We start from the raw sequence: 23,581 nt of genomic DNA, 5'->3' as shown, positions 1-23,581 counted from the left end.
ACCTCGACCCACGAAGCTAATGGCGTAGCCGAGGCGAGCAGACCCGAACTGTGGGGGACATCTGCGCACCGGTGCATTTACTCGGTTCGAGAGAGGTAATTTTCCAATGATGTTCCTAGCAGATGATCCAACAGCTGGAGACGTTCAATCCGCTGTAAACGCCCTGTGGCTGCTTGTCGCAGCCGCCCTCGTGCTCATCATGACCCCCGGTGTCGCCTTCTTCTACGGCGGCATGGTCAAGGCAAAGAGCGTTGTCAGCATGATGATGATGAGCTTCGGCGCCATGGGTTTGATTGGCGTGTTGTGGGTGATCTACGGGTTCGGTATGTCGTTCGGAACGGGCGGTATTCCGGGTCTGGTGGGTAACCCGTTCGACTCGTCGAACCCGCTGTTCTTGCTGACCGGCCTGCTCGGTGCGGGTGACAACCCCGGGTCGATGAGCCCAGAACTGCCTCAGTTGGCGTTCGTCGGCTTCCAGGCCACGTTTGCCATCATCACCGTAGCGCTCATCTCGGGTGCCATTGCAGACCGCGCCAAGTTCGGTGCGTGGATGGTTTTCGCCGGTATTTGGGGCACGATCGTCTACTTCCCCGTCGCGTTCTGGGTGTTCAACCTCGGCAACGGCTGGGCTTCGGCGTGGGGCGTCAATGACTTCGCGGGTGGTACTGCAGTGCACATCAACGCTGGTGCGGCGGGCCTCGCTCTCGCACTGGTACTCGGCAAGCGCATCGGATTCCAAAAGGGCATTCAGAAGCCTCACAACGTTCCGCTGACACTTCTCGGTGCTTCGCTGCTCTGGTTCGGTTGGTTCGGCTTCAACTCCGGTTCAGAAGCCGCAGTTGACGGCGTCGCAGCCATCGCCTGGATCAACACCCTGGCCGCTCCCGCCGCCGCCATCATCGGCTGGCTGATCGTTGAGAAGATCAAAGACGGCAAGGCCACCTCTATCGGTGCCGCTTCGGGCGCGGTCACCGGCCTCGTCGCCATCACCCCGGCCTGTAACATTCTGACGCCCGGTTGGGGGCTGCTGCTCGGTCTGCTCGCCGGTGGCCTGTGCTGCCTCACCATCGAGCTGAAGTTCAAGCTCGGCTTCGACGACTCACTCGACGTGGTGGGCATCCACCTCATCGGCGGTCTCTTCGGTACCCTCTACATCGGTATCTTCGGCGCCGGCATCGGCCTCATCGACACCGGCAGCTTCGCTCAGCTCGGTAAGCAGGCCGGCGCAGCATTCGCGGTCATGGGGTACTCCTTCGTTCTCGCCTGGATCATCGGCACGATCATCCAGAAGACGATGGGCTTCCGCATCACCAGCGAAGACGAGATCGCTGGCGTCGACACGGCGGTTCACGGCGAAGAGAGCTACGCTCTCGACCCGGCGTAACCACCGCCTGCACCAACAGCAACAGCAGAAAAGCTGGGTATCGCTCCTTCGGGAGTGGTACCCAGCTTTTTGCGTTGCGCCGAGTGAAGGCGCGCGTGCGCCTAGCTCTGCGCCTCGTCGGCACTCAGCAGGTCGTCGCGCACCTTACGGCGCAACACCTTGCCGATGAGCGACACCGGCAGTTCATCCAACTCGACCACGCGGCGGGGCACCTTATAGGCGGCCAGGTGGTCGCGGCAGAGGTCGCGAATCGCCCTCTCGTCGAGCATCTGCCCTGGCTTCAGCACTACTGCAGCAACCACGTCTTCTCCGCCCTTGGCGCCCGGCAAGCCGACGACGGCCACGTCTTTCACGCTGGAGTGAGTGCGCACCGCGTCTTCGACTTCAGACGGCGAGACGTTGAAGCCGCCCGTGATGATGAGCTCTTTGATGCGGTCGACCACCGAGACGAATCCGTCTGCGTCGATCGACACGATGTCGCCTGTTCTGAACCAGCCGCCCTCGAGCAACACCTCTCGAGTCTGATCGGGCTTACCCCAGTAACCAGAGAAGACCTGGGGCCCCCGAATGAGCAATTCGCCTGCCTCGCCTACTGCCCGATCTGTCTCCACATTCTCGGGGTCGACGATGCGAATCTCGGTGTTCGGAAACGGCAGGCCGATCGACCCTGCGCGTCTGGTCGGCCCGACCGGGTTGCCCAACGCGATAGGCGATGTCTCGGTCAAGCCGTAACCCTCGACCAGCAGACCACCCGTGACGCTCTCCCAGAGCTCGACGGTGGCGACCGGCAGGTTCATCGCGCCCGAAATCGACACCCGGATGCCCGTCAGATCGACCCCGCGCTCCTTCGCCGCCACGGCGAGCCTCTGGTAGATCGGCGGCACTGCCGGCAAGAACGTCGGCGGGTTCTTCTTCGCCGCCCGCAGCACGAGGTCGACGTCGAAGCGCGGCAGCAGAACGAGCCTGGCTCCGAGGCTCATGGCGAAGGTGAGGCAGAGCGTGAGCCCATAGGCGTGGAACATCGGCAGCACGCCGTAGACCACCTCGGCGCCTTCGCTCATTCCGGGCACCCAGGCGCGGCCCTGCAGGGCGTTGACGTGCAAATTGAGGTGGGTGAGCATGGCACCCTTCGGCGCGCCCGTTGTGCCGCTGGTGTACTGCAGCAAGGCGATGTCGTCGACGCTCGGCTTGGCGACCGACTTCTTGATGCGGCGGTGCGCAAGCAGCGACTCCCACGTCACGGTGCGACGCGCCTTCGCGTGCAGGGCATTTCGCGATTCGTGGGCGCGCTTGATCGGCAGTCGCAGGGCAGCTCGGGTCGAGAGCGGCATTGCGCGGGTGAGGTCGACGGAGATCAGATGACTGACGGCAAGATCATCCGGCATCTTCTGAATGGTCTCGCACACCTTGTCCCAGGCGATCACGACTGAGGCGCCGTGGTCTTCGAACTGGTGCCGAAGCTCACGCGGGGTGTAGAGCGGGTTGTGCTCCACCACGATGGCGCCCAAGCGAAGAACGGCGTAGAACGCGGCGATGTGCTGCGGGCAGTTCGGCAGCACCAGAGCGACCCGGTCGCCGTGCTTGACACCCAGCTTGCGCAGGCCCTCGGCGGCCCGATCGATCTGCTCACCCAGCTCGCGGTAGGTGGTCTCGCTGCCGAAAAACTCCAGAGCCACTCGGCGCCCGTGGCGGGCAACTGACCCTTCGATGAAATCGACGAGCGATTCGGTGGGCAGTTCGATGTCACTGGGCACGCCCTCTGCATAGCTGCTGAGCCACGGCCTCGTCGCGGTGAACGGTTCAGTGCTGCCGGTATCGGTGGTGCCAGATTCGGTGGTTCCGGATTCGGTGGTGCCGGTATCAGTGCTGCTGGTGCTCATAAACGGGGGCTGCCTTTCCGTGGCCTCGATGCCGTCACCCATTATGCGACAAGCCACAGGTCGAACCGAACTCCGCTGTCGACATCGCACAATGATCGCGCCGCCCAGAACGTCGCGCCTTAGCACGATTCACGAATCGGCACCATCGGGTTTACGAGCTTTCGAGGCGTGCCTACTGTGTAGAAGGTAAGTGGTGCCCGACTGGGGCACACGAGAGAAGGAGTACACCATGGGACTTCTTGACAACGCAAAAGAAGCTGCCGAGGCGACCGGCGAGAAGATCAGCCGCACCCTCGACGACACCAAGGGCCGTTTGTCTGACAAGGCCGACGAGGCAAAGGCGAACGCCGATGTGAAGGCAGCCGAAAAGAATCGTGACGCCACGCAGGCGAAGAACGACTACAAAGAGAACCTGCGCCAGTAGTTTTCTCCCACCGACTCGAGGCCCGGCTGCCCTGCGAACCGCAGGCGCCGGGCCTCGTTCTCGTAGGATGGCCGAATGGCTAGCCTTTCGGGTCTATTGCGGTCGATCGGCCGCATGCTCGGCGTTCAACGCACACCGCCCGCACGAACATCCACCCCGCAGAAGCCACCCTCGGGCAAGGCGGCGACGGTTCAGGTCGACCCGCGATCGCTCGGCACGGTGAAGCTCAGCTACACCCCGCATGCCGATTCGCGGCCAGACCCGGGAGAAGTCGTCTGGACGTGGGTTCCCTACGAAGAGAACGACGGGCGTGGTAAAGACCGCCCGGTGCTCATCGTGGCGCGGCTGAGCGCGTCGACCTGCCTCGGCATCGCTCTCACGAGCAAGTCGCATGAGGGTGACCGGGGCGCACTGCGGCTCGGCGCCGGCGGCTGGGATCAGGGTGGCCGGGCATCCTGGGCCCGCCTCGACCGGCTGTTCAGGGTGAGCAACGCCGGCATGCGCCGCGAAGGGTCGGCTCTGGATGCCCGTACCTACGATGCCGTGGCGAAGGCGCTCAGGGCGCGTTACCGCTGGTAGCTCGGCTGGCGCTCACGGGCAGGCTCCCGCTCACGGGAACCCGGGCGCTCACGGCCCGTCGGGGGTCACTTCGTTGGCCGCCGGCCCCACGCTCTGATCGCGGTCGCCGGTGGTGAGAATGAGGTGGGCGACGAGTGCGGTCCAGCCGGTCTGGTGCGAGGCGCCGAGGCCTTGGCCCGTGTCGCCGTCGAAGTACTCGTAGAAGAAGATGTTGTCGCGCCATCGGGGGTCGGTCGAAAGCAGTTCGTAGCGGGCATCCGCCGGCCGTCTGCCGTCTGCGCCGGGCAGAAAGAGCGAGATCAGCCGGCTCGAGAGCGCGTCGGCCGCCTCGTCGAAGGTCAAGAACGTGCCGGAGCCTTCGGGAAATTCGACCGTCGTCGTGGGGGAGCCTGTGGCGCCGTAGTTGCGCAGAGCCTCGACGAACAGCACGTTGAGCGGAAACCAGACAGGCCCGCGCCAGTTCGAGTTACCGCCGAACAGGCCAGAAGTAGATTCGGCCGGTTCGTAGTCGACGGAGGCCTCGGCGCCATTGACCTCGACGCTGAACGGGTGCTCGCGGTGGTAGGCCGAGATGCCGCGGATTCCGTGGTCAGAGAGCATGCCCTGTTCGTTGAACACCTTCGCCAGAATGCGCTTGAGGCGGTCGGGCGAGACCAGCGCGAGCAGATACGACTGCACACCGTCTTTCGTGTGCTGGTGAAACGACTGCGCCATCTCAGGGTGCATGCCGAGATACCACAGCACCCGGTCGCGAAACTCGGGCAGGGCGATGAACTCGTTGGTGTCGAACACCAGCGATGCCACCACCGGCACGAGGCCGACCAACGAGCGCACCTTCATGGGAACGTCACGGCCGTCGGCGAGGTGCAGCACGTCGTAGAAGAACGCGTCTTCTTCATCCCACAGCCCGGTGGCGTTCGCCGAGTTGGCGATCTGCAGAAAGTGTTCGATGAACTTGGTGGCGACGTCCTCATACGAGCGTTCGTTGCCAGCCAGGCGCAGCGCAATGTTGAGCAGGTCGAGGGCGTACATCGCCATCCACGCCGTGGAGTCGGCCTGCTCGAGGTAGCCGACCTCGGGCGGCAGCTTCGAGCGGTCGAGCGGCGCGATGTTGTCGAGGCCCATGAAGCCGCCCTCGAACAGGTTGTTCTCGCCGCGGTCTTTGTTGTTCGTCCACCACGTGAAATTCATCAGCAGCTTGTGAAAGACGCGCGCCAAGAAGCTGTAGTCGGTGCCGCCGTCGAGCAGAAACACGTGCAAGGCCGCCCAGGCGTGCGTCGGCGGGTTCACGTCAGAGAAGTTCCACTCGTAGGCCGGCAGCTGGCCGCTCGGGTGCATGTACCACTCGCGCAGCATCAGAATGAGCTGCGCCTTCGCGAACGAGGGGTCGATGTGGGCGAGCGTCACGCAATGAAACGCGAGATCCCACGCGGCGAACCACGGGTACTCCCACGGGTCGGGCATGAGAATGACGTCGTGCGCGTCGAGGTGCCGCCACGATCCGTTGCGCACCGCGGCGCGCTCGGGCGGTGGCGGGGGAGTCGCGGGGTCGCCGTCGAGCCACTTCTGCACGTTGAAGTGAAAGAACTGCTTCGACCAGAGCAGGCCGGCGAAGGCCTGTCGAAGCACTCGGGCTTCGTCTGCTGAGGCTCCGGCCGGAGTCAGGTTGTCGTAGAACGCGTCGGCCTCGCGGCGCCGGCGGTCGACCACGGCGTCGTAGGCCGACACGTCGATGCCCACTCCGCCGTCGGCAGCACCGGTAGCCGAAGGCGTCTCACGCTCGGCGTTGAACTCCGCGTCGTCACCGCTCGAGAGCCGCACCCGAATGACACGGCTCTCGCCGGGCCCGAGCGTCACCGAGTAGTGCAGCGCCGCCTTGGTGCCCGTCTCTTCGGGGTTCACCGTCGCCGCGCCGCTCACGATGTAGTCGTTGATGCCGTCTTTCGGGTAGGCGGGCGATTCGGCCTCGCCGTAGATGCGCGCGGTGTTGGTCTCGTTGTCGCAGAAAAGTGCATGCCCGGCCCCGGCACCCCCAGCCCCTTCACCCTGCAGATAGAGTGTTCCCGTGCTCTGCTGGCGCCCCACCACGCGGCCGTCTTCGTAGCTCAGCACGGGCTTCGGATCTTCGTCGGCGTAACCCCATGCCCAGGTATTGCGGTACCACAGCGTCGGCAGCACGTCGATGGTCGCGGCATCCGGGCCCGCGTTCTCGACCGTGATCTGCATCAGCAGGTCGTGCGGGCCCTTCTTGGCGTAGTCGACGGTGACGACCCAGAAGCGCGACTCGTCGAAGATGCCGGTGTCGACGAGCTCGTACTCGGCCTCGAGCTTGGAACGGTTCGCGTTGGTCTCAATGAGGTCGTTGTAGGGGAACGGCGCCTGCGGGTAGTGATACCGCCAGGTATTGAACGAGTGCGTAGGGGTGCCGTCGAGGTACCACCAGTACTCTTTGACGTCTTCGCCGTGGTTGCCTTGGGGGCCGGCGAGCCCGAACATCCGCTCTTTCAGAATCGGATCGACGCCGTTGTGCAGGGCGAGTGCGAGGCACCACTTCTGGTCGAGGTCGCTGAAGCCGGCCATGCCGTCTTCGTTCCAGCGGTAGACCCGGCTGCGGGCATGATCGTGCGGAAACGACGCCCAGGCGTCGCCGTCGGCGCTGTAGTCTTCGCGCACCGAACCCCACGCGCGCTCGGCTACGTAGGGGCCCCAATCGCGCCAGGCGACGCTGCCGTCGTTCGCCTCTGCCAGCCGCTGCGCTTCTGCGTCGTCAATCGCCATGAAGCCCATTCTGGCCTACGGCGGTGACGCTCACGTTACGGTCAGTGATCGACTTTTCGGTAGCCACCCTCGAGCAGGGTCTCGGCCCGGTCGCGGTACAGGTCTTTCACGTGGTCGGGGGCCTCAGCCCACGAATCGCCCGGCTCCATCGTGTGAAAAATGAGGCGGGCGAGACGCTCGAGTTCGCGCGGTGTCGCGTCGCTCGCGCGCCACTCGTTCGCGATGCGGGTAATGCGCTCCATCGTCTCTGCGTACGACTGCGTGCGGTCTCTGAGGGTCGCCTTGATGCGGTCGACGAACTCGGCGTCGGGGGAGTGCGGTGCGTCGACGTCGTCGACCTTACGCGGGTAGAGCTTCCAATCGGCACGTGCGTTGCCGTAGGTAGGCATCGGGTGAAGCCTTTCGCTGTGAATCGAACGCCGACGCACACATCGGCGCCGACAGTGACTCACTGTACGAGAAGGTGGCGAAAACTCAACACCCCAGTAGGGGCGGCACCCCGATGGGTTTCATGGGCCGGCACCCCATGCGGGCGGTGGATGCTCGGGAATTTCTGTTGGGTATGAACTGTGGGCGATACCGGACTCGAACCGATGACCTCTTCGGTGTGAACGAAGCGCGCTACCAACTGCGCCAATCGCCCGAAAACTCGTAACGGCGGTGGCCGGCACGACTATCTAGCTCGTTGATACTAGCTGACGACGGGCATCCGGCGCACATCGAGGGGGTGTGGCGACACACGTGGCGCCTGGTTTGGTTTTGTCGCTCGCGTTCGGGTAGAGTCTTCCGAGCACGCAGTAATGCGGGCCAGCTGTAGAAGATGCAGTGCGGATGTGGCGCAGTGGTAGCGCACAACCTTGCCAAGGTTGGGGTCGCGAGTTCGAATCTCGTCATCCGCTCGAGTGTAGATGTACCTTTGGGGTGACCCTCCATATGGTGGCGTGGCCGAGAGGCGAGGCAGCGGCCTGCAAAGCCGTCCACACGGGTTCAAATCCCGTCGCCACCTCTCCGCTCAATTGATTTCGACGCCCTCCTGGTCGAAATCGTATGAAGCTCGGTTTTGGTCGAGCGGTTGAAAATGAATATTGGGCGGTTGGCGCAGCGGTAGCGCGCTTCCCTGACACGGAAGAGGTCGCTGGTTCGATCCCAGTACCGCCCACATCACGAAATCCCCGGTAGCTCTGCCTCGGCAGCGTCACCGGGGATTTTCTCTGCCCCGCCAGGGGTCGTGAGGCCAATGCGCCGTGTTGAGGCCGCTATACCGACCTCAAGATGGTCATAAGAGCCTCACGAGACGTCGGGGCACAAAAAGGGCGTCGGGGCGCCAAGACTTTGGAACAGCGGGCCTGGGTCAGCGGGATGCACGCCACGACTTGAGCGCGCCGGTCGACCACAGGGCCCACAGCACGAGCAGGGGCTGAAAGACGAGGCGCGCGGCACGAGCCGTGTCGGAGTTCAGCCCGAAGGCGCTGGTGCGGGCCACGAACTGCGAGACGTTACCCGGAAACACCGCCACGAAGAAGGCCGCCGCGAGCACGCCGACCGCGGTGCGGTGTTTGGGCAGGGCCAGTAGCGCCGTTCCGAGAGCGATTTCGACGGCTCCGGATGCCACGACCACCGTGTCGGGCGATAACGGAACCCACGGCGGTACCTGCGCCTGAAACTCCTGGCGGGCGCGGGTGAGGTGGCTGATGCCGGCGAAGGCGAGAAAGCCGCCGAGCACGAGCCTGCCAACGGTGTGGGCCATGGAGACGGGCGTGCGGGGGAGACGAGAGGTGAGATCGGCCATGACTCATTGTCTCCCCGAATCTCGGGGAGCGATGAGAGCGCAGCACTTTTCGGCGTTGAGAAGCCGAAGTCGCCGCCACGAGACCCCCCGGTCGCGCCAGACCCCTAGGGTGTGAAGGTGCGTAACTTCAGCTGCGATAACTGCGGCGCCCTCGTATTCTTCGAAGACTTCACCTGCGGTACCTGCGGCGAGACCCTCAGTTTCAGACCAGATCTGCTCGACATGGCCGTCGTGCGTGACGGAGCCTCGGCCTCGAAGCACGGCCGCTGGCTGCCCTGCGTCAACCGCTTCTGGCAGTGCAATTGGCTGGTGCACGAAGACGCCGGCAGCGGTGAGTGCGATTCGTGTCGAATAACCCGTGAGCAGCCGGCCAGCGACGACACCATCGCTCTGGAGCAGCTCGCCAAGGCCGGCTTTTCGAAGCGACGGTTGTTGTTTCAGCTGTACGAGTTGCGGCTGCCGGTCATCCCGTTCTACGAGGTGGCAACGCACGGGCTCGCCTTCGATCTGCTGTCGTCGGCGACCGGTGAGCGCGTGGTCACCGGTCACCTGAATGGCGTGATCACGCTCGACCTCGAAGAGGTCAACGACCCCTACCGCGAGGGGCTGCGGGTAGCGCTGAACGAGCCGTATCGCACCATGCTCGGGCACTTCAGGCACGAGATCGGCCACTACTACTGGCAGCTTCTCGTGGGCGACACCCCTCGCATCGAAAGCTTTCGGGCACTGTTCGGTGACGAACAGCAGAGCTACCAAGACGCGATTCGGCGCCACTACAGCCAGGGCGCACCCGAGGGCTGGCGCGAGAACTTCATCAGCGAGTACGCCACGATGCACCCGTGGGAAGACTTCGCCGAGTGCTTCGCCCACTATCTGCACATGCGCGACACCCTGCAGACGGCGGCCGCCACGGGCCTCGAGGTCGACGCGGCCGACACGCACCGCGAGCTCGGTGACGGCCTCTACCAGCCGCGTCTCGACTACACGGGCGCCGACTTCGCCGAAGTGCTGGCAACCTGGAGCGTCTTCACCGTCGCCTTCAACGAGATCAACCGCTCAATGGGCATGAGCGACGTCTACCCGTTCACTCTTTCGCCCGCGGTAGTGACGAAGCTCGCGTGGGTGCACGAGCTGGCTCAGGATGCCCGGCTGCCGTGACCCGCATCGAGTGCTTCGTTCGTGATCAGCCCCGGTACCATCGGCCCCGGTACGACCGGCGCTGACGCGAACAGGTTCAGCCCGAGCAGATCCGAGAGAAACTTCGAGGCGAGTTGGCCGCGCACACTGTTTCCGGCCTCGTCGAGCGGGGGAGAGTAGGTGGCCACGCCGCCCTTGCCGGGCGCGATGGTGATGATTCCGCCGCTCACACCACTCTTGCCGGGTAGGCCGATGTCGTACATCCACTCGCCCGACCGTTCGTACAGGCCCGCGGTTGCCAGAACGGCGAGCACGCGTTTGCACGTGTCTGCCCTCACCACGCGTTCGCCCGTGACCGGGTTCACCCCGCCGTCGGCGAGCGTGGCGCCCATCACGGCGAGATCGGTGACCGTGACGTCGATGGAGCATTGTTTGGTATAGACGTCGGTCGCCTCGAGCGGGTCGAAATACAGGCGACCGTAACTCTCGAGCAGTCGGGCGATGCCCTGGTTTCGCTTGTTATTTGCCGCCTCAGAGGCATACACATCGGCGGCCATCGACAGCGGGCGGCCCGCGAACTTCGAGAGTCCGTTGAGCACGAACTGCCACTTCTCGTCGGCCGTGTCGCCGGGCACGAGGCTCGTGGTGGCGATGGCTCCGGCGTTCACGAGCGGATTCATGGCGCTGCCGTCATTCAGCTCGATGGCCATCACCGAATTGAACGGCAAGCCCGTGTTGTTCACTCCGATGCGTTTGCGAGCTTCGTCGGCGCCGAGCACATCACAGACGAGAGCGAATACGAACGGTTTCGAAACGCTCTGAATCGAGAATTCGACGGCATGGTCGCCCACCACGTAGGTTCGGCCGCGCACGCCCGCCACGGCCAGCCCGAACAGGTCGGGCGAGGCCGCGGCGAGCGCCGGAATGTAGTCGGCAACATTCCCGTCTGAGACGCTGCCGTATCGGCTGTGGGCCTCTATCAGGAGCTCGCGCACCCGACCGGGCGGTGGCAGCTCACCGGTGGAGACAACCTGCTCGTGGCCCTGCTCATCGTCGCTGAGGTCTGCATGCACGGCGCCAGCCTACTGCGCGGCCTGAGCATGGCCGAGGCCGGGTCTGACCGCTTCTCGTGCACGTCGGTTCAGGATGCCCGACGCCAGCCTATTCGTACCGCAACGCGTCGATCGGGTTCTGCCTTGCCGCCCGTCGCGCCGGCAGCGTGCCGGCCAAGAACGCGATGAGCATCACCACCAGAATGATGATCAGAATCGACACCGGAGAGAATTCGAGCAGATGAAGCCCCGGCAGCCCAGACAGCAGACGCTTCGACAGCACACTGCTGATCACCGAGCCGACGAGAATGGCCACGCCCGCGCCGATGGCGCTGCCGAGGAATCCGATGAACACCGCTTCGGTGCTGAACAGGGCGTAGACCTTTCGCCCGCTCATGCCCATCGCCTTCATCAGGCCGATCTCGCGAGTTCGCTCCTGCACACTCATCAGCAGCGTGTTGATGATGCCGAACCCGGCGGCGATGAGCGCGATGACCGCAAACGCATCGAGCACCCCGATGATGCCGTTGATCACGGTCTCGAACGTACCGATCTGGTCGGCGACTGTGAGAGCGGTGTAGCCCTGCGTCTTCAGCGAGTCTTTGATGGCCGAGATCTGCGATTTCGACGAGTTCGGGTCGATGTGCGCGACCGCCCGCGAGTAGCCGGCCACGGAGTTCGCCGGCTTACCGGTGGACTGCAGGTCGTGCAGCTGGGTGGTGGCGTATTGATTCAGCCCGACTCCGCCGCCGAGCAGCGTGGTGTTCTGCACGCCGACCACAGTCGCGGTCACCTCGTGCTGGGTGCCCGCGTAGTCGGTGATACCGATGGTCACCGGCTGACCGACAGCACTTGCCGCATCACTGAAGCCCAGGTTCGACAGGTAGTCCAGCGGCAGCATGACTTGCAGGGTCTGGTCGGTCGACGACAGCTGGGCGCCGGCAGCGAGGTCTGCCTTCGTGAACGCCGATGTCGCGCTCACGGTCAACACGTACTTGCCGTTGTCACCGTATTGAATGTAGTCGGGGGTTACCGTGACGATGGGGTCGACGCTCAACACTCCCGAGGTCTGCCCGATGGTGGTGAGGTCTGCTTGCGTGAGCACGGTCGTCGCCTGACCGGGAGCGCCCGCGCCCAGCCCACCGCCGGCAGCGGCCTTGGCCGCCGTGGGGTCGTATTTCGCGGGCCCGGTGTCGGTGCCCGTGGTGGTCTGGTCGCTGGTCTTACTGACCAGCAGCACGTCGCTCGCACCGACCGAGGCCACCTGTTTGTTGATGTAGTCAGAGACACCGGTGCCGATGGCGGTGGTGATCGTCAGCGTGAACGCGCCGATGAAAATGGCCACGACGGTCAGAGTGGTACGCAGCCTGCTGCGAAAAGTGTTCGAGACGGCGGTGCGAAAGATGTCGACGAAGTTCATGAGTGGCTGCTCTCTTCCAGGCCGTCGCGAATGAAGAATTGCCGGTCGCAGCGCGCCGCAAGCTCGACATCGTGCGTCACCACGATCAACGTGATGCCGTGCTCTTTGTTCAGCGAGAACAGAATGTCTTCGACGATCGCGCCCGTGGCCGTGTCGAGATTGCCTGTGGGTTCATCGGCGAAAATGACCTTCGGGTTGTTCACCAGCGCTCGGGCGATCACGACCCGCTGTTTCTGACCACCCGACAGGTTGATGGCCTTGTTCTTCGCCTTGTCGGCGAGTTCGAGCTGTTCGAGCGCCGCCATTCCGCGCGCCCGGCGCTCTTTCGGGCTCACTCCGGCGATTTTCAGCGGAAGAATCACGTTCTCGAGCACCGACGAGTTGGGCGTCAAGAAGAACTGCTGAAACACGAAACCGAAGTCTTGGTTGCGCAGCCGATTCAGGTCACGCTCCTTCAGCTTCTTCGCCTCGGTACCCTCGACTTCGAGCACACCCGAATCGGGGTCGTCGAGCAGCGCGAGCAAGTGCATCAACGTCGACTTGCCCGAACCGCTCTTGCCCACGATGGCTACCGACTCTCCGGCCTGAACGGTCAGCGACACCCCCTTCAGCGCATCGAAGCGGTTGACGCCGTGGCCATACGACTTACGTATGTCTACGGCTGAGAGCACAGGAGTGGTCATAGCGGGCTTTCTGTCATCGGGTGAGGGCACGGGCATCCACGGTTCATCGAAGCTTCTGGATGCTCACACCACAGCCTGCCGTTGCGACTCGTTTTGCGCGTCGTCTGCTCGCAGCAACTTCAGCTACTGCGTTCGCGGTACACAACGTTGCTGCGTCAGCCGCATGCGGTTCTCGGCTGAGTGGGCGATGCTAAAGGGGTGACTTTCTCACCGCTACCGCCCGAACGGCACGTGGCTGTGCCCAACTGGTTCAGCGACATCATCATCGGCTCTGTGGTGATCGTGAGTTCATTCGTGCCCTTCGGCACCGAAGCGCGGGCGCCAGGCACCCCATTGACGGTGGCGCTGATGGTCGTCGCAGCGTTCATCTTGCCGCTGCGTCGGCGATTCGGGCTTGTCGTTCTTGGTACCACATTGGTCATTTTCGTGGTGGGTGCGGTGTTCGCTGTCATCAGCCCCGCCTTCATCCTTCCCGTGGCCGTGGCGATGTACGGCATCGGCTCGACGAGGCCCGGTCGGGTCACTGCCATTGCCGCCGGAGTGGTGGGGGCCGTCGTTCTCTCGGCGAGCTGGGCCTTTCTGCCGCTCAACTGGTTCGACGCCCGCGTCATTCAGCAGGTGGCGTTCATCGCGTTCGCGGCCGCTCTCGGCGCCGCCATGCAATCTCGGCGCGCCTACGTCGCCGCCATCACCGAACGGGCCCTGCGGGCCGAGCAGACCCGAGACTCCGAAGCGCGGCGGCAGGTCGCCGAAGAACGACTTCGTATCGCTCGCGATCTGCACGACGCGGTGGCCCACCAGATCGCGGTGATCAACCTTCATGCCGGAGTCGCGTCTCAGGCTCTGCCCGCACGGCCCGATGATGCCGAAGCATCGCTCGCGACCATCCGCGAGGCTGCCCGTTCGGTGCTGAGCGAGATCAGCGACTTGCTGCGGGTGCTGCGTTCTGAGCCCGGCGATCTCACCGGGGCAGCCGGTAGCGGGGTGCGGCGAAGTTCGCTGTCGACCCTTGACCGACTCGACGAATTGGTCGCGATGTTCGAAGTCAGCGGGCTGATCGTTCGGGTGAACCGTCAGCCGGCAGGCGGTCAACAGATCGCGCCGCTGACGCCTACGGTCGACGACGTGGCCTACCGCGTTCTGTACGAAGCACTCACCAATGCACACAAGCACGGCTCACCGCAGATCGCCGACGTCACCCTCAGCGAAACGAGGCAGGGGCTCGTGCTGCGAGTGCAGAACCCGGTACCGGCTCTGGCGACTCTCGACCGGGCACGCACCACATCGGGGCACGGGTTGATCGGTATGCGTGAGCGGCTCCAGCAGGTCGGTGGCACGCTGACGGCCGGTGAGAGCAACGAGGGGGGCATTGCCGGTGACCGCGTGTTCGTGCTGGTGGCCACACTGCCTCACGTCGATGCTCGGGCGCGGCCGAGCCAGTCGCCGGTGAACGCGGCATGAGAGACATCTCGGTGCTGATCGTCGACGATCAGGCGCTCATCCGCTCTGCGGTGCGCGAGATCGTGCGCCACGAGCCCGGCTTCGAGATTACCGGCGAGGCCGTGAACGGTGAGCAGGCGGTCGAATTGGCCGAGTCGATGCGCCCCGATGTCGTGCTGATGGACATTCGGATGCCCGTTCTCGACGGCCTCGCCGCCACCCGGCTGATCTGCGGCAACCCCGAACTCGCCGCAGTCAAGGTGCTCATTCTTACGACGTTCGAAGAAGACGAGTACATTCTCGAGGCCTTACGTTCGGGCGCGAGCGGCTTCATCGGCAAGGGAACCGAGCCCGCAGACCTCCTGCGCGCCCTGCGCACTGTGCACGACGGCAATGCGTTGCTGTCGCCAACCGCCACCAAGAGCCTGATCGATCGTTACGTTCGGCCGCCGGGTGGCCGTTCGCTCGGCGGCTCGGGGAGTACGGGCGGCTCCGGCGGTGCGGGCGGTGCGGATGCTCTGCCCGCCGTTCTCGCCTCGTTGACCGATCGCGAACTCGAGATACTCGTACTCGTGGCGAGCGGCCTCTCGAACGACGACATCGCCGCGCGCTTGGTCATCTCGCCTCTCACCGCCAAGACGCACGTGAACCGCACCATGCTGAAGCTCGGCGCCCACGACCGCGCCCAGCTGGTCATCATCGCCTACGAGACCGGCCTGATCGTGCCGGGCGTACCGCTCACCTGAGCCGAGCCGCTGCTAGCCGCTGCTGGCCCTGCTGTCGCCGACGCTGCCTTGGCTGGGCAGGCCGTCGCCGACGCCGCCCTGACTGGGCAGGCCGTCGCAGACGCCGGCTTGGCTGGGCAGGCCGTCGCCGACGCCGACTCCGCCTTGGCTGGGCAGGCAGTCGCCGACGCTGCGCTGACCGGGCACGCCGTCGCCGACCCCGTCGGGGCTGGGTGCGCTACAGCCGGCCTGAGCGCTCAGTCGGCCTTCTGCCTCGAGTACTTGGTGAAGAGCATGCTGCCGGCCAGCAAAACGTGATCGAGGCGCATCGCGCGCAGGTCGACGGGGTCGTCGCCGGCCGTCACGATGCGTGGCCCCGCACCGCCCTCGAGCGACGGGCTGACGCTCAGACACAGCTCATCGAGTTGATCGGCCGCCACCAGCGAACCGAGCAGCGACGGGCCGCCCTCACAGTGCACCTGCCGGAGCCCACGAGACGTAAGCGCCGCAATGAGGGCGGCCGCAGCTACTCGGTTCTCCCCGCAGTCGATGATTTCAGCCACCTCCTCGAGCCCGGCGCGCTTGGCCCCATCGGCAGAGGCAGCAGTCAGCACCAGAGGCCGCACGGGCGCTTTCGCAAACACGTCTGAGGCAGGGTCGAGGTCGAGCCGGCCCGAAACGATGGCGAACGTCGGATGCTCGGGCAGCCCGTTTCGGGTGCGCCAGGCCGAGGCATCCGGAGCCAACCGCATGGCCCCGTAGCCCTCGGTACGAACCGTTCCTGCCCCCACCAGCACAACGTCGCTGACCTGACGCAGCAGGTCGAAGACGCGCTTGTCGGCGGGGGAGCCGAGCTTGCCCGAGAGCCCTCCGGCGCTCGCCGAGCCATCGACCGACGAGATGAAGTTCGCCCGCACGCGCGGCTGCGATCGGTCGGCATGCCCATACAGCGTCAGCAGGTCGGCGTCAGCGAGAGCATCCGGAGCCGAACGGCCACGCACTGGCATTAGCTGAGTAATAGTGTCGCCCGACATATGCGACTCCTGCCCCTAGAGGTTGTGGGTCTCGAAGACCGGCTCGCGCCAGCCCAGAACGGCCTCGACCATGCGCATCGCGTCGACGGAGGATGCCACGTTGTGCATGCGCACGATGCGCGCACCGAGCAGCACGCTCACCGTTGCTGCGGCGAGGCTTCCGGCGAGTCGATCGGGCTTCTCGCGGCCGAGCGATTCGCCCACGAAGTCTTTGTTCGAGACCGCCGCCAGGGTCGGAAAGCCGAGCGCAGCAATCTCGCCGAAACGCCTGGTCAGTTCGAGCGTCTGGCGGGTGTTCTTATTGAGGTCGTGCCCCGGGTCGAGAATGATGCGCTCGTCAGGCACGCCGCAGGCGCGAGCCAGGTCGACGCGCTTGCTGAGAAACGCAGCGATCTCGCCGGCCACATCGCCATACTGCGGGCGCGGGTAGGGGTGCCGGGGTTCCGCCAGGCTGTGCGTGATGATGAGCGTCGCGCCACTGTCGGCCACCACTTCGGCCAGCCGGGGGTCGTGGATGCCCGTGGTGTCGTTAATCACGCTCGCCCCCGCTTCGATGGCGGCCGCCGCCACCTCTGGGCGAAAGGTGTCGACCGAAATGACCACGTCTGACTCGGCGCGCAACCCCTCGATCACCGGAATCACCCGGTCGAGTTCGTCAGCCAGCGCTATCTCGGGCCCGGGAGCGAACGGAGCCCCGCCGATGTCGACCCAGTCTGCCCCGTCTGCCGCTGCCTGCACGGCCGCCGCTACGGCTCGGTCGAGCGCGAACGTTCGCCCCTGGTCGAAGAACGAGTCGGGCGTGCGGTTCACGATGGCCATGACCGCGATCTGCCGCGAGAAGTCGAACATGTGGCCGCCGATGCTGCGCACGGGCAGTGCGATCGGCGGCAGCACCATGCGCGGCGCCGTCACAGCGCCGGCCTCACAACGCCCATGATGCGCCCATCGGCGTCGAGCTCGCTGATACTGCGCCACCGGTCGAAAGCGCCGCACGGGTGGCTGATGCCGAAACGCAGCACCGTGCCAGGCGAGACGTCGACCCCTACCGGCACGCGCAGAAAGGCGTGGTGATCGTTCACGGCGAAAACGCTCCATTCGGTTGTGTCTGCGGGCCCGGGCGCGCCCCCGCCGTCACTCGCGCCGTGGCCGTCGCCCCCGCCCCCGCCGTCGCTCTCGCCGTCGTCCGCGCCCCCGCCGTCACTCTGGCCGTCGCCCGCGCCCCCGCCGTCACTCGCGCCGTCGCCGTCGCCCGTGCGGCTCTGAAACCCCAGAACCACCGGCAGGCCGGCATCGGTCGGCACGTCGCGCCTGCCGAACCCTACGATCAGCACCCCCGGCTCGGGCTGCGACAGCACGCTCGCGTGCACCTCGAGCGCGGGCGTCAGCCGGCCGGCGAGCGGCGATGTGCGGGCATACAGCCCGTGATCGTGGGTGACGTAGCATCCACTTCGCAGCACCGTCTGCACCTCGAAATCGAACGACGACGGGCCGAGCTGCCGGGCCACGGCGTCGAAAAACGAACTGCCACCTGCCGTAACCACGGGCACCCCGTCGAACAAGCTCTCGGCGTGGCAGTCGACCACGGTCTGATGGATGCTCTGCAGAAGCTCATCGACCCCACTCCGGTCGCCGATCAACCCCTCGAACCCCGCGACGCCGGCCAGGCTCAGCCACGCCGAGCCCGCTACGTGCCGGGCGATCTGCAGAGCATCCACGGGGCTGCGCACGCCCGTGCGGCCGCCCTCGAAGCCTCGCTCGAGCAGCACCCTGAGCGGCCGTTCGGCACCCGCGACCGCCAACTCACGCTCGAGCAGCAGAGCACCGGCCACCGAATCGACGTAACAGAGGTACTCGGCCGAAGCGCCCTGCCCGAGAAACGTCGTCGCAACCCAGTGGATGCCCGGGGCATCCACCAGCACTTTCGCGTGCACAATGCGGGGCACCCCCCACGCCTCGAGCTGCCGAACCTGCGCCGTGGTCGCAGCGGTCAACCCCCAGGCACCCGCCGCCAGCTGCCGCTCGCAGAGCTCTCGAACGAGATGGGTCTTCGCGTGCGGGGCGAGCAGAACACCGCGCTCGTCGCAATACGACTGCATCACGGCGATGTTGCTCTGCACGGCGTCGTGGTGCAGCACCAGGCGCGGGAGGTCTGACTCCACCTACAGAACTCCATTCGCGCGGGTAAGCCCTCAGTTTATAGCGCACTAAAGTTGAAGGGCTGGGTACCACAATTGCGCAAGGAGCACCCGTTACGTGAGTGACATCATCACCGTCGAGACCGATCACACCGGATTCGAACTGTTTACCGATCGAACGATCGTGGCCATGAAGGTCAACGGTGAACTGCGTGATCTCGCTGCCACCGCCAAGGCCGGCGACTTCGTCGAGGCGGTGCCCATCGACTCGCCCGACGGCCTCAACATTCTGCGACACTCGGCAACCCACGTCATGGCGCAGGCCGTGCAGTCGATCAACCCCGAGGCGAAACTCGGCATCGGGCCGCCCGTGACCGACGGCTTCTACTACGACTTCGGTGTTGCCGAGCCGTTCACTCCGGATGATCTGAAGACGCTCGAAAAGGCGATGGAACGCATCATCCGTCAGGGCCAGCGCTTCGTACGCCGTGTCGTCACCGACGACGAGGCCCGCGCCGAGCTGGCGAATGAGCCGTACAAGCTCGAACTCATCGGCATCAAGGGCGGTTCGGCCGCCGAAGACGAGTCGGTCGAGGTCGGCGGCGCCGAACTCACCATCTACGACAACGTCGACCCGAAGACCGGCGAAACGGTCTGGAAAGACCTCTGCCGCGGCCCGCACCTGCCGAACACGAGAATGATCGGCAACGGTTTCGCGCTCACCCGCCTGGCGGCGGCGTACTGGCGTGGCTCTGAGAAGAACCCGCAGTTACAGCGCATCTACGGCACCGCGTGGCCCACCAAAGACGAACTGCGTGCCTACCAGGCCCGGCAGGAGGAGGCCGCGAAGCGCGATCACCGCCGCCTCGGCGCGGAACTCGATCTGTTCTCGTTCCCCGACAAGATCGGCTCGGGGCTCGCGGTCTTCCACCCGAAGGGCGGAATCATCCGCCGCGAGATGGAGGACTACTCGCGCAAGCGCCACGAGGTCGAAGGCTACGACTTCGTCTACTCGCCGCACATCACCAAGTCGAACTTGTTCGAAACCTCTGGGCACCTCGGTTTCTACAAAGACTCGATGTTCCCGCCGATGCAGCTCGATGAGGCGCGCAACGAAGAGGGCGAGATCACTCGCCAGGCCGCCGACTACTACCTCAAGCCGATGAACTGCCCGTTCCACTGTTTGATTTTCGAATCGTCAGGCCGGTCGTACCGCGACCTTCCGCTGCGCATGTTCGAATTCGGCACGGTCTACCGGTACGAGAAGTCGGGCGTCGTTCACGGGCTCACTCGTGTGCGCGGCATGACCCAAGACGACGCACATATCTTCACGACTCTCGAAGATATGAAAGGCGAGCTCACCAGCCTGCTCACATTCGTGCTCGGGCTGCTGAAAGACTACGGGCTCGACGACTTCTACCTCGAGCTCTCGACCCGCAACGACGAGAAGTACGTAGGTACCGACGAGGCGTGGAAGGAGGCCACCGATACGCTCGCCGAGGTGGCCGCCGCATCCGGGCTCGAACTCGTACCCGACCCCGCCGGGGCGGCGTTCTACGGCCCGAAGATCTCGGTTCAGGCGCGCGACGCCATCGGTCGCACCTGGCAGATGTCGACCATCCAGCTCGACTTCAATATGCCCGAGCGCTTCGAGCTCGAATACACCGCGAGCGACGGCACGAAGAAGCGGCCCGTCATGATCCACCGCGCGCTGTTCGGTTCGGTCGAGCGGTTCTTCGGGCTGCTCACCGAGCACTACGCGGGGGCGTTCCCGGTGTGGCTTTCGCCCGTGCAAGTGGTAGGCATCCCGGTCGCCGAGCAATACGAAGAGTACTTGGGTGACGTCATCAAACAGCTCAAGGCGCGTGGCGTGAGGGCCGAATTGGATGCCTCGGCCGACCGTATGCAGAAGAAGATTCGCACTCACACCAAGAACAAGGTGCCGTTTCAGCTGATCGTCGGCGACGAAGACCGCGCCGGCGGCACTGTGAGCTTCCGCTTCCGCGACGGAACGCAAGAGAACGCCGTGCCGGTCGCCGACGCCATCGACAAGATCGTGGCGTCGATCGAGAACAAGGTGCAGGTCACCAGCCAGGGTCAGATCTGATTGTGAGCGACATCGAGATCACCGACCCCAGCCACCTGGCCGGGGTTCCTGACGAATTTCAGCGCCTGTGGACCCCGCACCGCATGGTCTACATTCAGGCCGGCCCGACTCCGCACGAAAAGTCGTGCCCGTTCTGCGTCGCGCCCTCGCTGAGCGACGAAGAAGCTCTGATCGTGGCCCGTGGAACGCACGCCTATGTTCTGCTGAACCTGTTTCCGTACAACAGCGGTCATCTCCTGGTCTGCCCGTATCGCCACGTTCCGCTCTATGACGAGGCGACAGACGACGAGGTCGCCGAGATCGCGGCACTGACCCAGACGGCGATGCGCGTCGTGCGCTCTGTCTCGAAGAACGACGGCTTCAATATCGGCATCAACCAAGGCCAGGTGGCGGGCGCCGGCATCGCCGATCACCTGCACCAGCACATTGTGCCGCGCTGGGCGAGCGATGCGAATTTCTTTCCGATCATCGCGAGAACGAAGGCGCTGCCCGAGCTCCTCGGCGAGGTTCGGGCGACCATCGCGGCCGCGTGGCCCGCATCCTAGACCCGTAGAATAGAAAGCACTATGACTGACTCCACCCCCACTTCTTCCGTCGGCTCGAGCCGTGTCAAACGCGGCCTCGCAGAGATGCTCAAGGGCGGCGTCATTATGGACGTCGTGAACGCCGAACAGGCCCGCATCGCCGAAGACGCTGGCGCCGTCGCCGTGATGGCCCTCGAGCGCGTTCCCGCCGACATTCGTTCGCAGGGCGGTGTCGCGCGCATGAGCGACCCCGACCTGATCGACGGCATCATCTCTGCCGTGTCGATTCCGGTGATGGCAAAGGCCCGCATCGGCCACTTCGTCGAGGCGCAGATTCTGCAGGCGCTCGACGTCGACTACATCGACGAGTCAGAGGTTCTCTCACCGGCTGACTACGTGAACCACATCGACAAGTGGAACTTCACGGTTCCCTTCGTCTGTGGTGCCACCAACCTCGGTGAGGCTCTGCGCCGCATCAACGAGGGCGCGGCGATGATCCGCTCGAAGGGCGAGGCCGGCACCGGTGACGTGTCAGAGGCCACCAAGCACATTCGCAAGATCCTCGGCGAGATCCGGGCCCTGAGCTCGATGGCGCCCGACGAACTGTACGTCGCTTCGAAAGAGCTGCAGGCGCCCTACGAACTCGTGGTCGAAATCGCTGAGACCGGCAAGCTGCCCGTCGTGCTCTTCACCGCGGGCGGCGTCGCGACGCCAGCCGACGCGGCCATGATGATGCAGCTCGGAGCCGACGGCGTGTTCGTGGGTTCAGGCGTGTTCAAGTCGGGTGACCCGGCCGCACGTGCCGCGGCAATCGTCAAGGCGACCACGTTCTACGACGACCCTCAGGTCATCGCCGAGGCATCGCGCGGGCTCGGTGAGGCCATGGTGGGCATCAACGTGGCAGACCTCGCCGCGCCGCACCGCCTCTCAGAGCGTGGCTGGTAGCGAGGGGCGTGGCTGGTAACTCGGGCCTGAACGACCTCGTCGGCAGCGCAGCGGGCGCCGGGGCTCGCAGCTCCACAGGTTCTGCCAGCTCTGCCGGTTCTGGCAGCTCCGCCGGCTCCGGGTTGGCGCCGGTCGGCGTTCTTGCGCTGCAAGGCGATTACCGAGAACATGCCGATGTACTGAGATCGTTCGGTGCCGATGTCATCACCGTGCGCCGGCCATCCGAGCTCGCCCAGGTTTCTGGGCTCGTCATTCCCGGCGGCGAGTCGAGCGTCATCGACAAGCTGTCACGGATGTTCGGGCTCGCCGACCCGCTCACAGAGGCCATTGCGGCGGGTCTGCCCGTCTACGGCACGTGTGCGGGGCTGATCATGCTCGCCGACACCGTGCTCGACGGCATCGAGGGGCAGCAGAGCCTCGGTGGCCTCGACATTGCGGTGCGCCGCAACGCATTCGGCAGCCAGAAGGAGTCGTTCGAGGTCGACATCGACATTCCTGCGCTCGGTGCACCGGCGGTGCACGCGGTGTTCATCAGGGCTCCGGTGGTCGAGCAGGTGGGGGAGCGGGCATCCATTCTCGGCGCACTCGACGACGGGCGAGTCATCGCGGTCGAACAGGGCAACCTGCTGGGCACCTCGTTTCACCCCGAGATGACCGACGATTACCGGTTTCACCGCCGCTTCTACGACCGCGTGCTGAGCGTCGGTTTCCACAGCTAGCGCTTTCGAACCGCAGCGCCCCGCCCATCTGATTTAGACTGGGTGAGATTTTTCAAGGAGAGCACTATGTCAGGTCATTCCAAGTGGGCAACCACCAAGCACCAGAAAGCGGTCACCGACGCCCGCCGTGCGAAGTCGTTCGCCAAGCTCATCAAGAACATCGAGGTCGCCGCGAAGCTGGGCGGCGCCGACCTCTCTGGTAACCCCACACTCGTCGACGCCATTCAGAAGGCGAAGAAGACGTCTGTTCCGAAAGACCTGATCGACCGGGCCGTCAAGCGAGGCGCCGGTGTCGGCGCTGACGCCGTGGACTACCAGACCATCATGTACGAGGGTTATGCCGCCAATGGTGTCGCGATGCTCATCGAGTGCCTCACTGACAACAAAAACCGGGCGGCGGCGGATGTTCGGGCCATCGTCTCGCGCAACGGCGGCACCATGGGCGACCCGGGTAGCGTCGCGTACAACTTCCACCGCAAGGGCGTCATCAAGGTCGAGCACACGCCCACGCTGAGTGAAGACGACGTGATGCTCGCCGTTCTCGACGCCGGAGCCGAAGAAGTCATCGACCACGGTCACGAGTTCGAGGTGCTCACCGAGCCCTCAGACCTCGTCGCGAACCGAACGGCGCTGCAAGACGCCGGAATCGACTACGACTCTGCCGACATCGAGTTCGTGCCCACCCTCAAGGTCGAGGTCGACGCCGAGACCGCGCGCAAGGTCTTCCGCCTCATCGACGCGCTCGAAGACAACGACGACGTGCAGAACATCTACTCGAACCTCGACCTCACCCCCGAGGTGCAGGCCGAGCTCGAGAACGACTAAC

Annotated in this window: 22 protein-coding genes and 4 tRNA genes; 15 read left to right on the top strand and 11 right to left on the bottom strand. The window is 64.9% G+C overall.

Annotated features, from left to right (window positions below; genetic code table 11):
• Positions 1-106: 106 nt before the first annotated feature.
• Positions 107-1,384, top strand: a complete 1,278-nt coding sequence (locus IEX24_RS08365) for an ammonium transporter (protein ID WP_229715185.1) — start codon at positions 107-109, stop codon at positions 1,382-1,384.
• A gap of 101 nt (positions 1,385-1,485) precedes the next feature.
• Here the strand turns inward: IEX24_RS08365 and IEX24_RS08360 are convergent, their stop codons facing one another.
• Positions 1,486-3,264 (bottom strand): long-chain-fatty-acid--CoA ligase, encoded by a 1,779-nt coding sequence (locus IEX24_RS08360; RefSeq protein ID WP_188676771.1) that lies wholly within the window; start codon positions 3,262-3,264, stop codon positions 1,486-1,488.
• A 229-nt stretch (positions 3,265-3,493) separates the two neighbouring features.
• Here IEX24_RS08360 and IEX24_RS08355 point away from each other — a divergent pair, with 229 nt between their 5' ends.
• Entirely contained in the window at positions 3,494-3,688 is a 195-nt protein-coding gene (locus IEX24_RS08355; RefSeq protein WP_188676769.1) for a hypothetical protein, read from the top strand.
• Positions 3,689-3,763: 75 nt separating this feature from the next.
• Complete coding sequence (locus IEX24_RS08350) at positions 3,764-4,267, top strand: type II toxin-antitoxin system PemK/MazF family toxin (protein WP_188676766.1); 504 nt, start codon at positions 3,764-3,766, stop codon at positions 4,265-4,267.
• Between the two features lie 48 nt (positions 4,268-4,315).
• Here the strand turns inward: IEX24_RS08350 and IEX24_RS08345 are convergent, their stop codons facing one another.
• The 3 genes from IEX24_RS08345 to IEX24_RS08335 form a co-directional block, all read right to left on the bottom strand.
• Positions 4,316-7,045, bottom strand: a complete 2,730-nt coding sequence (locus tag IEX24_RS08345; RefSeq protein WP_188676764.1) for an MGH1-like glycoside hydrolase domain-containing protein — start codon at positions 7,043-7,045, stop codon at positions 4,316-4,318.
• 41 nt (positions 7,046-7,086) lie between these two features.
• On the bottom strand, positions 7,087-7,434 hold the full coding sequence (locus IEX24_RS08340; RefSeq protein ID WP_188676761.1) for a hypothetical protein: 348 nt from the start codon (positions 7,432-7,434) through the stop codon (positions 7,087-7,089).
• A 181-nt stretch (positions 7,435-7,615) separates the two neighbouring features.
• Positions 7,616-7,688 (bottom strand) — tRNA-Val (locus tag IEX24_RS08335).
• A 184-nt stretch (positions 7,689-7,872) separates the two neighbouring features.
• On the opposite strand from IEX24_RS08335, the gene IEX24_RS08330 reads away from it, so the two are divergent.
• From IEX24_RS08330 to IEX24_RS08320, 3 genes are all read left to right on the top strand, one after another.
• Positions 7,873-7,944, top strand: a tRNA-Gly gene (locus IEX24_RS08330).
• A 36-nt stretch (positions 7,945-7,980) separates the two neighbouring features.
• A tRNA-Cys gene (locus tag IEX24_RS08325) sits at positions 7,981-8,051 on the top strand.
• Positions 8,052-8,132: 81 nt separating this feature from the next.
• A tRNA-Val gene (locus IEX24_RS08320) sits at positions 8,133-8,204 on the top strand.
• Positions 8,205-8,396: 192 nt separating this feature from the next.
• Here the strand turns inward: IEX24_RS08320 and IEX24_RS08315 are convergent.
• Entirely contained in the window at positions 8,397-8,834 is a 438-nt protein-coding gene (locus IEX24_RS08315; RefSeq protein ID WP_188676758.1) for a DoxX family protein, read from the bottom strand.
• Between the two features lie 117 nt (positions 8,835-8,951).
• Here IEX24_RS08315 and IEX24_RS08310 point away from each other — a divergent pair, with 117 nt between their 5' ends.
• On the top strand, positions 8,952-9,992 hold the full coding sequence (locus tag IEX24_RS08310; protein WP_188676755.1) for a zinc-binding metallopeptidase family protein: 1,041 nt from the start codon (positions 8,952-8,954) through the stop codon (positions 9,990-9,992).
• Here the strand turns inward: IEX24_RS08310 and glsA are convergent.
• The 3 genes from glsA to IEX24_RS08295 form a co-directional block, all read right to left on the bottom strand.
• Positions 9,971-11,044 (bottom strand): glutaminase A, encoded by a 1,074-nt coding sequence (gene glsA / locus IEX24_RS08305; protein WP_203585911.1) that lies wholly within the window; start codon positions 11,042-11,044, stop codon positions 9,971-9,973. The genes IEX24_RS08310 and glsA overlap by 22 nt on opposite strands.
• Positions 11,045-11,132: 88 nt before the next feature.
• A complete protein-coding gene (locus IEX24_RS08300) occupies positions 11,133-12,443 on the bottom strand; it encodes an ABC transporter permease (RefSeq protein WP_188676752.1) in 1,311 nt (436 codons plus the stop codon).
• Complete coding sequence (locus IEX24_RS08295) at positions 12,440-13,126, bottom strand: ABC transporter ATP-binding protein (protein ID WP_188676749.1); 687 nt, start codon at positions 13,124-13,126, stop codon at positions 12,440-12,442. Before IEX24_RS08295 ends, IEX24_RS08300 begins: the two co-directional genes overlap by 4 nt.
• A gap of 198 nt (positions 13,127-13,324) precedes the next feature.
• Between IEX24_RS08295 and IEX24_RS08290 the strand changes: the two genes are divergently transcribed.
• From IEX24_RS08290 to IEX24_RS08280, 3 genes are read left to right on the top strand one after another with little or no spacing between them, the layout of a single operon-like run.
• Entirely contained in the window at positions 13,325-14,587 is a 1,263-nt protein-coding gene (locus IEX24_RS08290) for a sensor histidine kinase (protein WP_188676746.1), read from the top strand.
• The gene (locus IEX24_RS08285) at positions 14,584-15,312 is read left to right on the top strand and encodes a response regulator transcription factor (RefSeq protein WP_188676741.1); all 729 of its coding nucleotides are present in this window, start codon (positions 14,584-14,586) and stop codon (positions 15,310-15,312) included. The genes IEX24_RS08290 and IEX24_RS08285 overlap by 4 nt, the downstream gene beginning before the upstream one ends.
• Positions 15,313-15,360: 48 nt before the next feature.
• A complete protein-coding gene (locus IEX24_RS08280; RefSeq protein WP_188676740.1) occupies positions 15,361-15,609 on the top strand; it encodes a hypothetical protein in 249 nt (82 codons plus the stop codon).
• On the opposite strand, the gene IEX24_RS08275 is transcribed toward IEX24_RS08280, so the two are convergent.
• Genes IEX24_RS08275 through IEX24_RS08265 form a run of 3 tightly spaced genes read right to left on the bottom strand, consistent with a single transcriptional unit; the run spans position 15,549 to position 18,484 of the window.
• Entirely contained in the window at positions 15,549-16,298 is a 750-nt protein-coding gene (locus IEX24_RS08275) for a pyrimidine reductase family protein (protein ID WP_203585912.1), read from the bottom strand. The genes IEX24_RS08280 and IEX24_RS08275 overlap by 61 nt on opposite strands.
• Positions 16,299-16,340: 42 nt before the next feature.
• A complete protein-coding gene (gene folP / locus IEX24_RS08270; RefSeq protein WP_188676734.1) occupies positions 16,341-17,222 on the bottom strand; it encodes a dihydropteroate synthase in 882 nt (293 codons plus the stop codon).
• A gap of 11 nt (positions 17,223-17,233) precedes the next feature.
• On the bottom strand, positions 17,234-18,484 hold the full coding sequence (locus IEX24_RS08265; protein WP_188676731.1) for a type III PLP-dependent enzyme domain-containing protein: 1,251 nt from the start codon (positions 18,482-18,484) through the stop codon (positions 17,234-17,236).
• A 166-nt stretch (positions 18,485-18,650) separates the two neighbouring features.
• Between IEX24_RS08265 and thrS the strand changes: the two genes are divergently transcribed.
• The 5 genes from thrS (at position 18,651) to IEX24_RS08240 (ending at position 23,580) form a co-directional block, all read left to right on the top strand.
• The gene (thrS, locus tag IEX24_RS08260) at positions 18,651-20,567 is read left to right on the top strand and encodes a threonine--tRNA ligase (protein ID WP_229715242.1); all 1,917 of its coding nucleotides are present in this window, start codon (positions 18,651-18,653) and stop codon (positions 20,565-20,567) included.
• Positions 20,568-20,569: 2 nt separating this feature from the next.
• Positions 20,570-21,112: an HIT family protein gene (locus tag IEX24_RS08255; protein ID WP_188676725.1), complete on the top strand. Its 543-nt coding sequence runs from the start codon at positions 20,570-20,572 to the stop codon at positions 21,110-21,112.
• 21 nt (positions 21,113-21,133) lie between these two features.
• A complete protein-coding gene (gene pdxS / locus IEX24_RS08250; RefSeq protein WP_188676722.1) occupies positions 21,134-22,036 on the top strand; it encodes a pyridoxal 5'-phosphate synthase lyase subunit PdxS in 903 nt (300 codons plus the stop codon).
• Positions 22,037-22,158: 122 nt separating this feature from the next.
• Positions 22,159-22,755: a pyridoxal 5'-phosphate synthase glutaminase subunit PdxT gene (gene pdxT, locus IEX24_RS08245; protein WP_188678097.1), complete on the top strand. Its 597-nt coding sequence runs from the start codon at positions 22,159-22,161 to the stop codon at positions 22,753-22,755.
• 66 nt (positions 22,756-22,821) lie between these two features.
• Positions 22,822-23,580, top strand: a complete 759-nt coding sequence (locus tag IEX24_RS08240) for a YebC/PmpR family DNA-binding transcriptional regulator (RefSeq protein ID WP_188676719.1) — start codon at positions 22,822-22,824, stop codon at positions 23,578-23,580.
• The last annotated feature ends 1 nt before the right edge of the window (position 23,581 follow it).

The sequence above is a fragment of the Subtercola lobariae genome, assembly GCF_014640255.1.
GTDB lineage: Bacteria > Actinomycetota > Actinomycetes > Actinomycetales > Microbacteriaceae > Subtercola > Subtercola lobariae.
The sequence above is the reverse complement of the archived record's forward strand: the minus strand, read 5'-3'. Positions and strand labels throughout refer to the sequence as shown.

Bases quoted from the DNA above. Each gene is read 5' to 3' on its own strand.
- IEX24_RS08365 (WP_229715185.1), top strand. From the start codon at position 107: ATGATGTTCCTAGCAGATGATCCAACAGCTGGAGACGTTCAATCCGCT.
- IEX24_RS08360 (WP_188676771.1), bottom strand. From the start codon at position 3,264: ATGAGCACCAGCAGCACTGATACCGGCACCACCGAATCCGGAACCACC.
- IEX24_RS08355 (WP_188676769.1), top strand. From the start codon at position 3,494: ATGGGACTTCTTGACAACGCAAAAGAAGCTGCCGAGGCGACCGGCGAG.
- IEX24_RS08350 (WP_188676766.1), top strand. From the start codon at position 3,764: ATGGCTAGCCTTTCGGGTCTATTGCGGTCGATCGGCCGCATGCTCGGC.
- IEX24_RS08345 (WP_188676764.1), bottom strand. From the start codon at position 7,045: ATGGCGATTGACGACGCAGAAGCGCAGCGGCTGGCAGAGGCGAACGAC.
- IEX24_RS08340 (WP_188676761.1), bottom strand. From the start codon at position 7,434: ATGCCTACCTACGGCAACGCACGTGCCGATTGGAAGCTCTACCCGCGT.
- IEX24_RS08315 (WP_188676758.1), bottom strand. From the start codon at position 8,834: ATGGCCGATCTCACCTCTCGTCTCCCCCGCACGCCCGTCTCCATGGCC.
- IEX24_RS08300 (WP_188676752.1), bottom strand. From the start codon at position 12,443: ATGAACTTCGTCGACATCTTTCGCACCGCCGTCTCGAACACTTTTCGC.
- IEX24_RS08295 (WP_188676749.1), bottom strand. From the start codon at position 13,126: ATGACCACTCCTGTGCTCTCAGCCGTAGACATACGTAAGTCGTATGGC.
- IEX24_RS08285 (WP_188676741.1), top strand. From the start codon at position 14,584: ATGAGAGACATCTCGGTGCTGATCGTCGACGATCAGGCGCTCATCCGC.
- IEX24_RS08275 (WP_203585912.1), bottom strand. From the start codon at position 16,298: ATGCCAGTGCGTGGCCGTTCGGCTCCGGATGCTCTCGCTGACGCCGAC.
- folP (WP_188676734.1), bottom strand. From the start codon at position 17,222: ATGGTGCTGCCGCCGATCGCACTGCCCGTGCGCAGCATCGGCGGCCAC.
- thrS (WP_229715242.1), top strand. From the start codon at position 18,651: ATGAAGGTCAACGGTGAACTGCGTGATCTCGCTGCCACCGCCAAGGCC.
- pdxS (WP_188676722.1), top strand. From the start codon at position 21,134: ATGACTGACTCCACCCCCACTTCTTCCGTCGGCTCGAGCCGTGTCAAA.
- IEX24_RS08240 (WP_188676719.1), top strand. From the start codon at position 22,822: ATGTCAGGTCATTCCAAGTGGGCAACCACCAAGCACCAGAAAGCGGTC.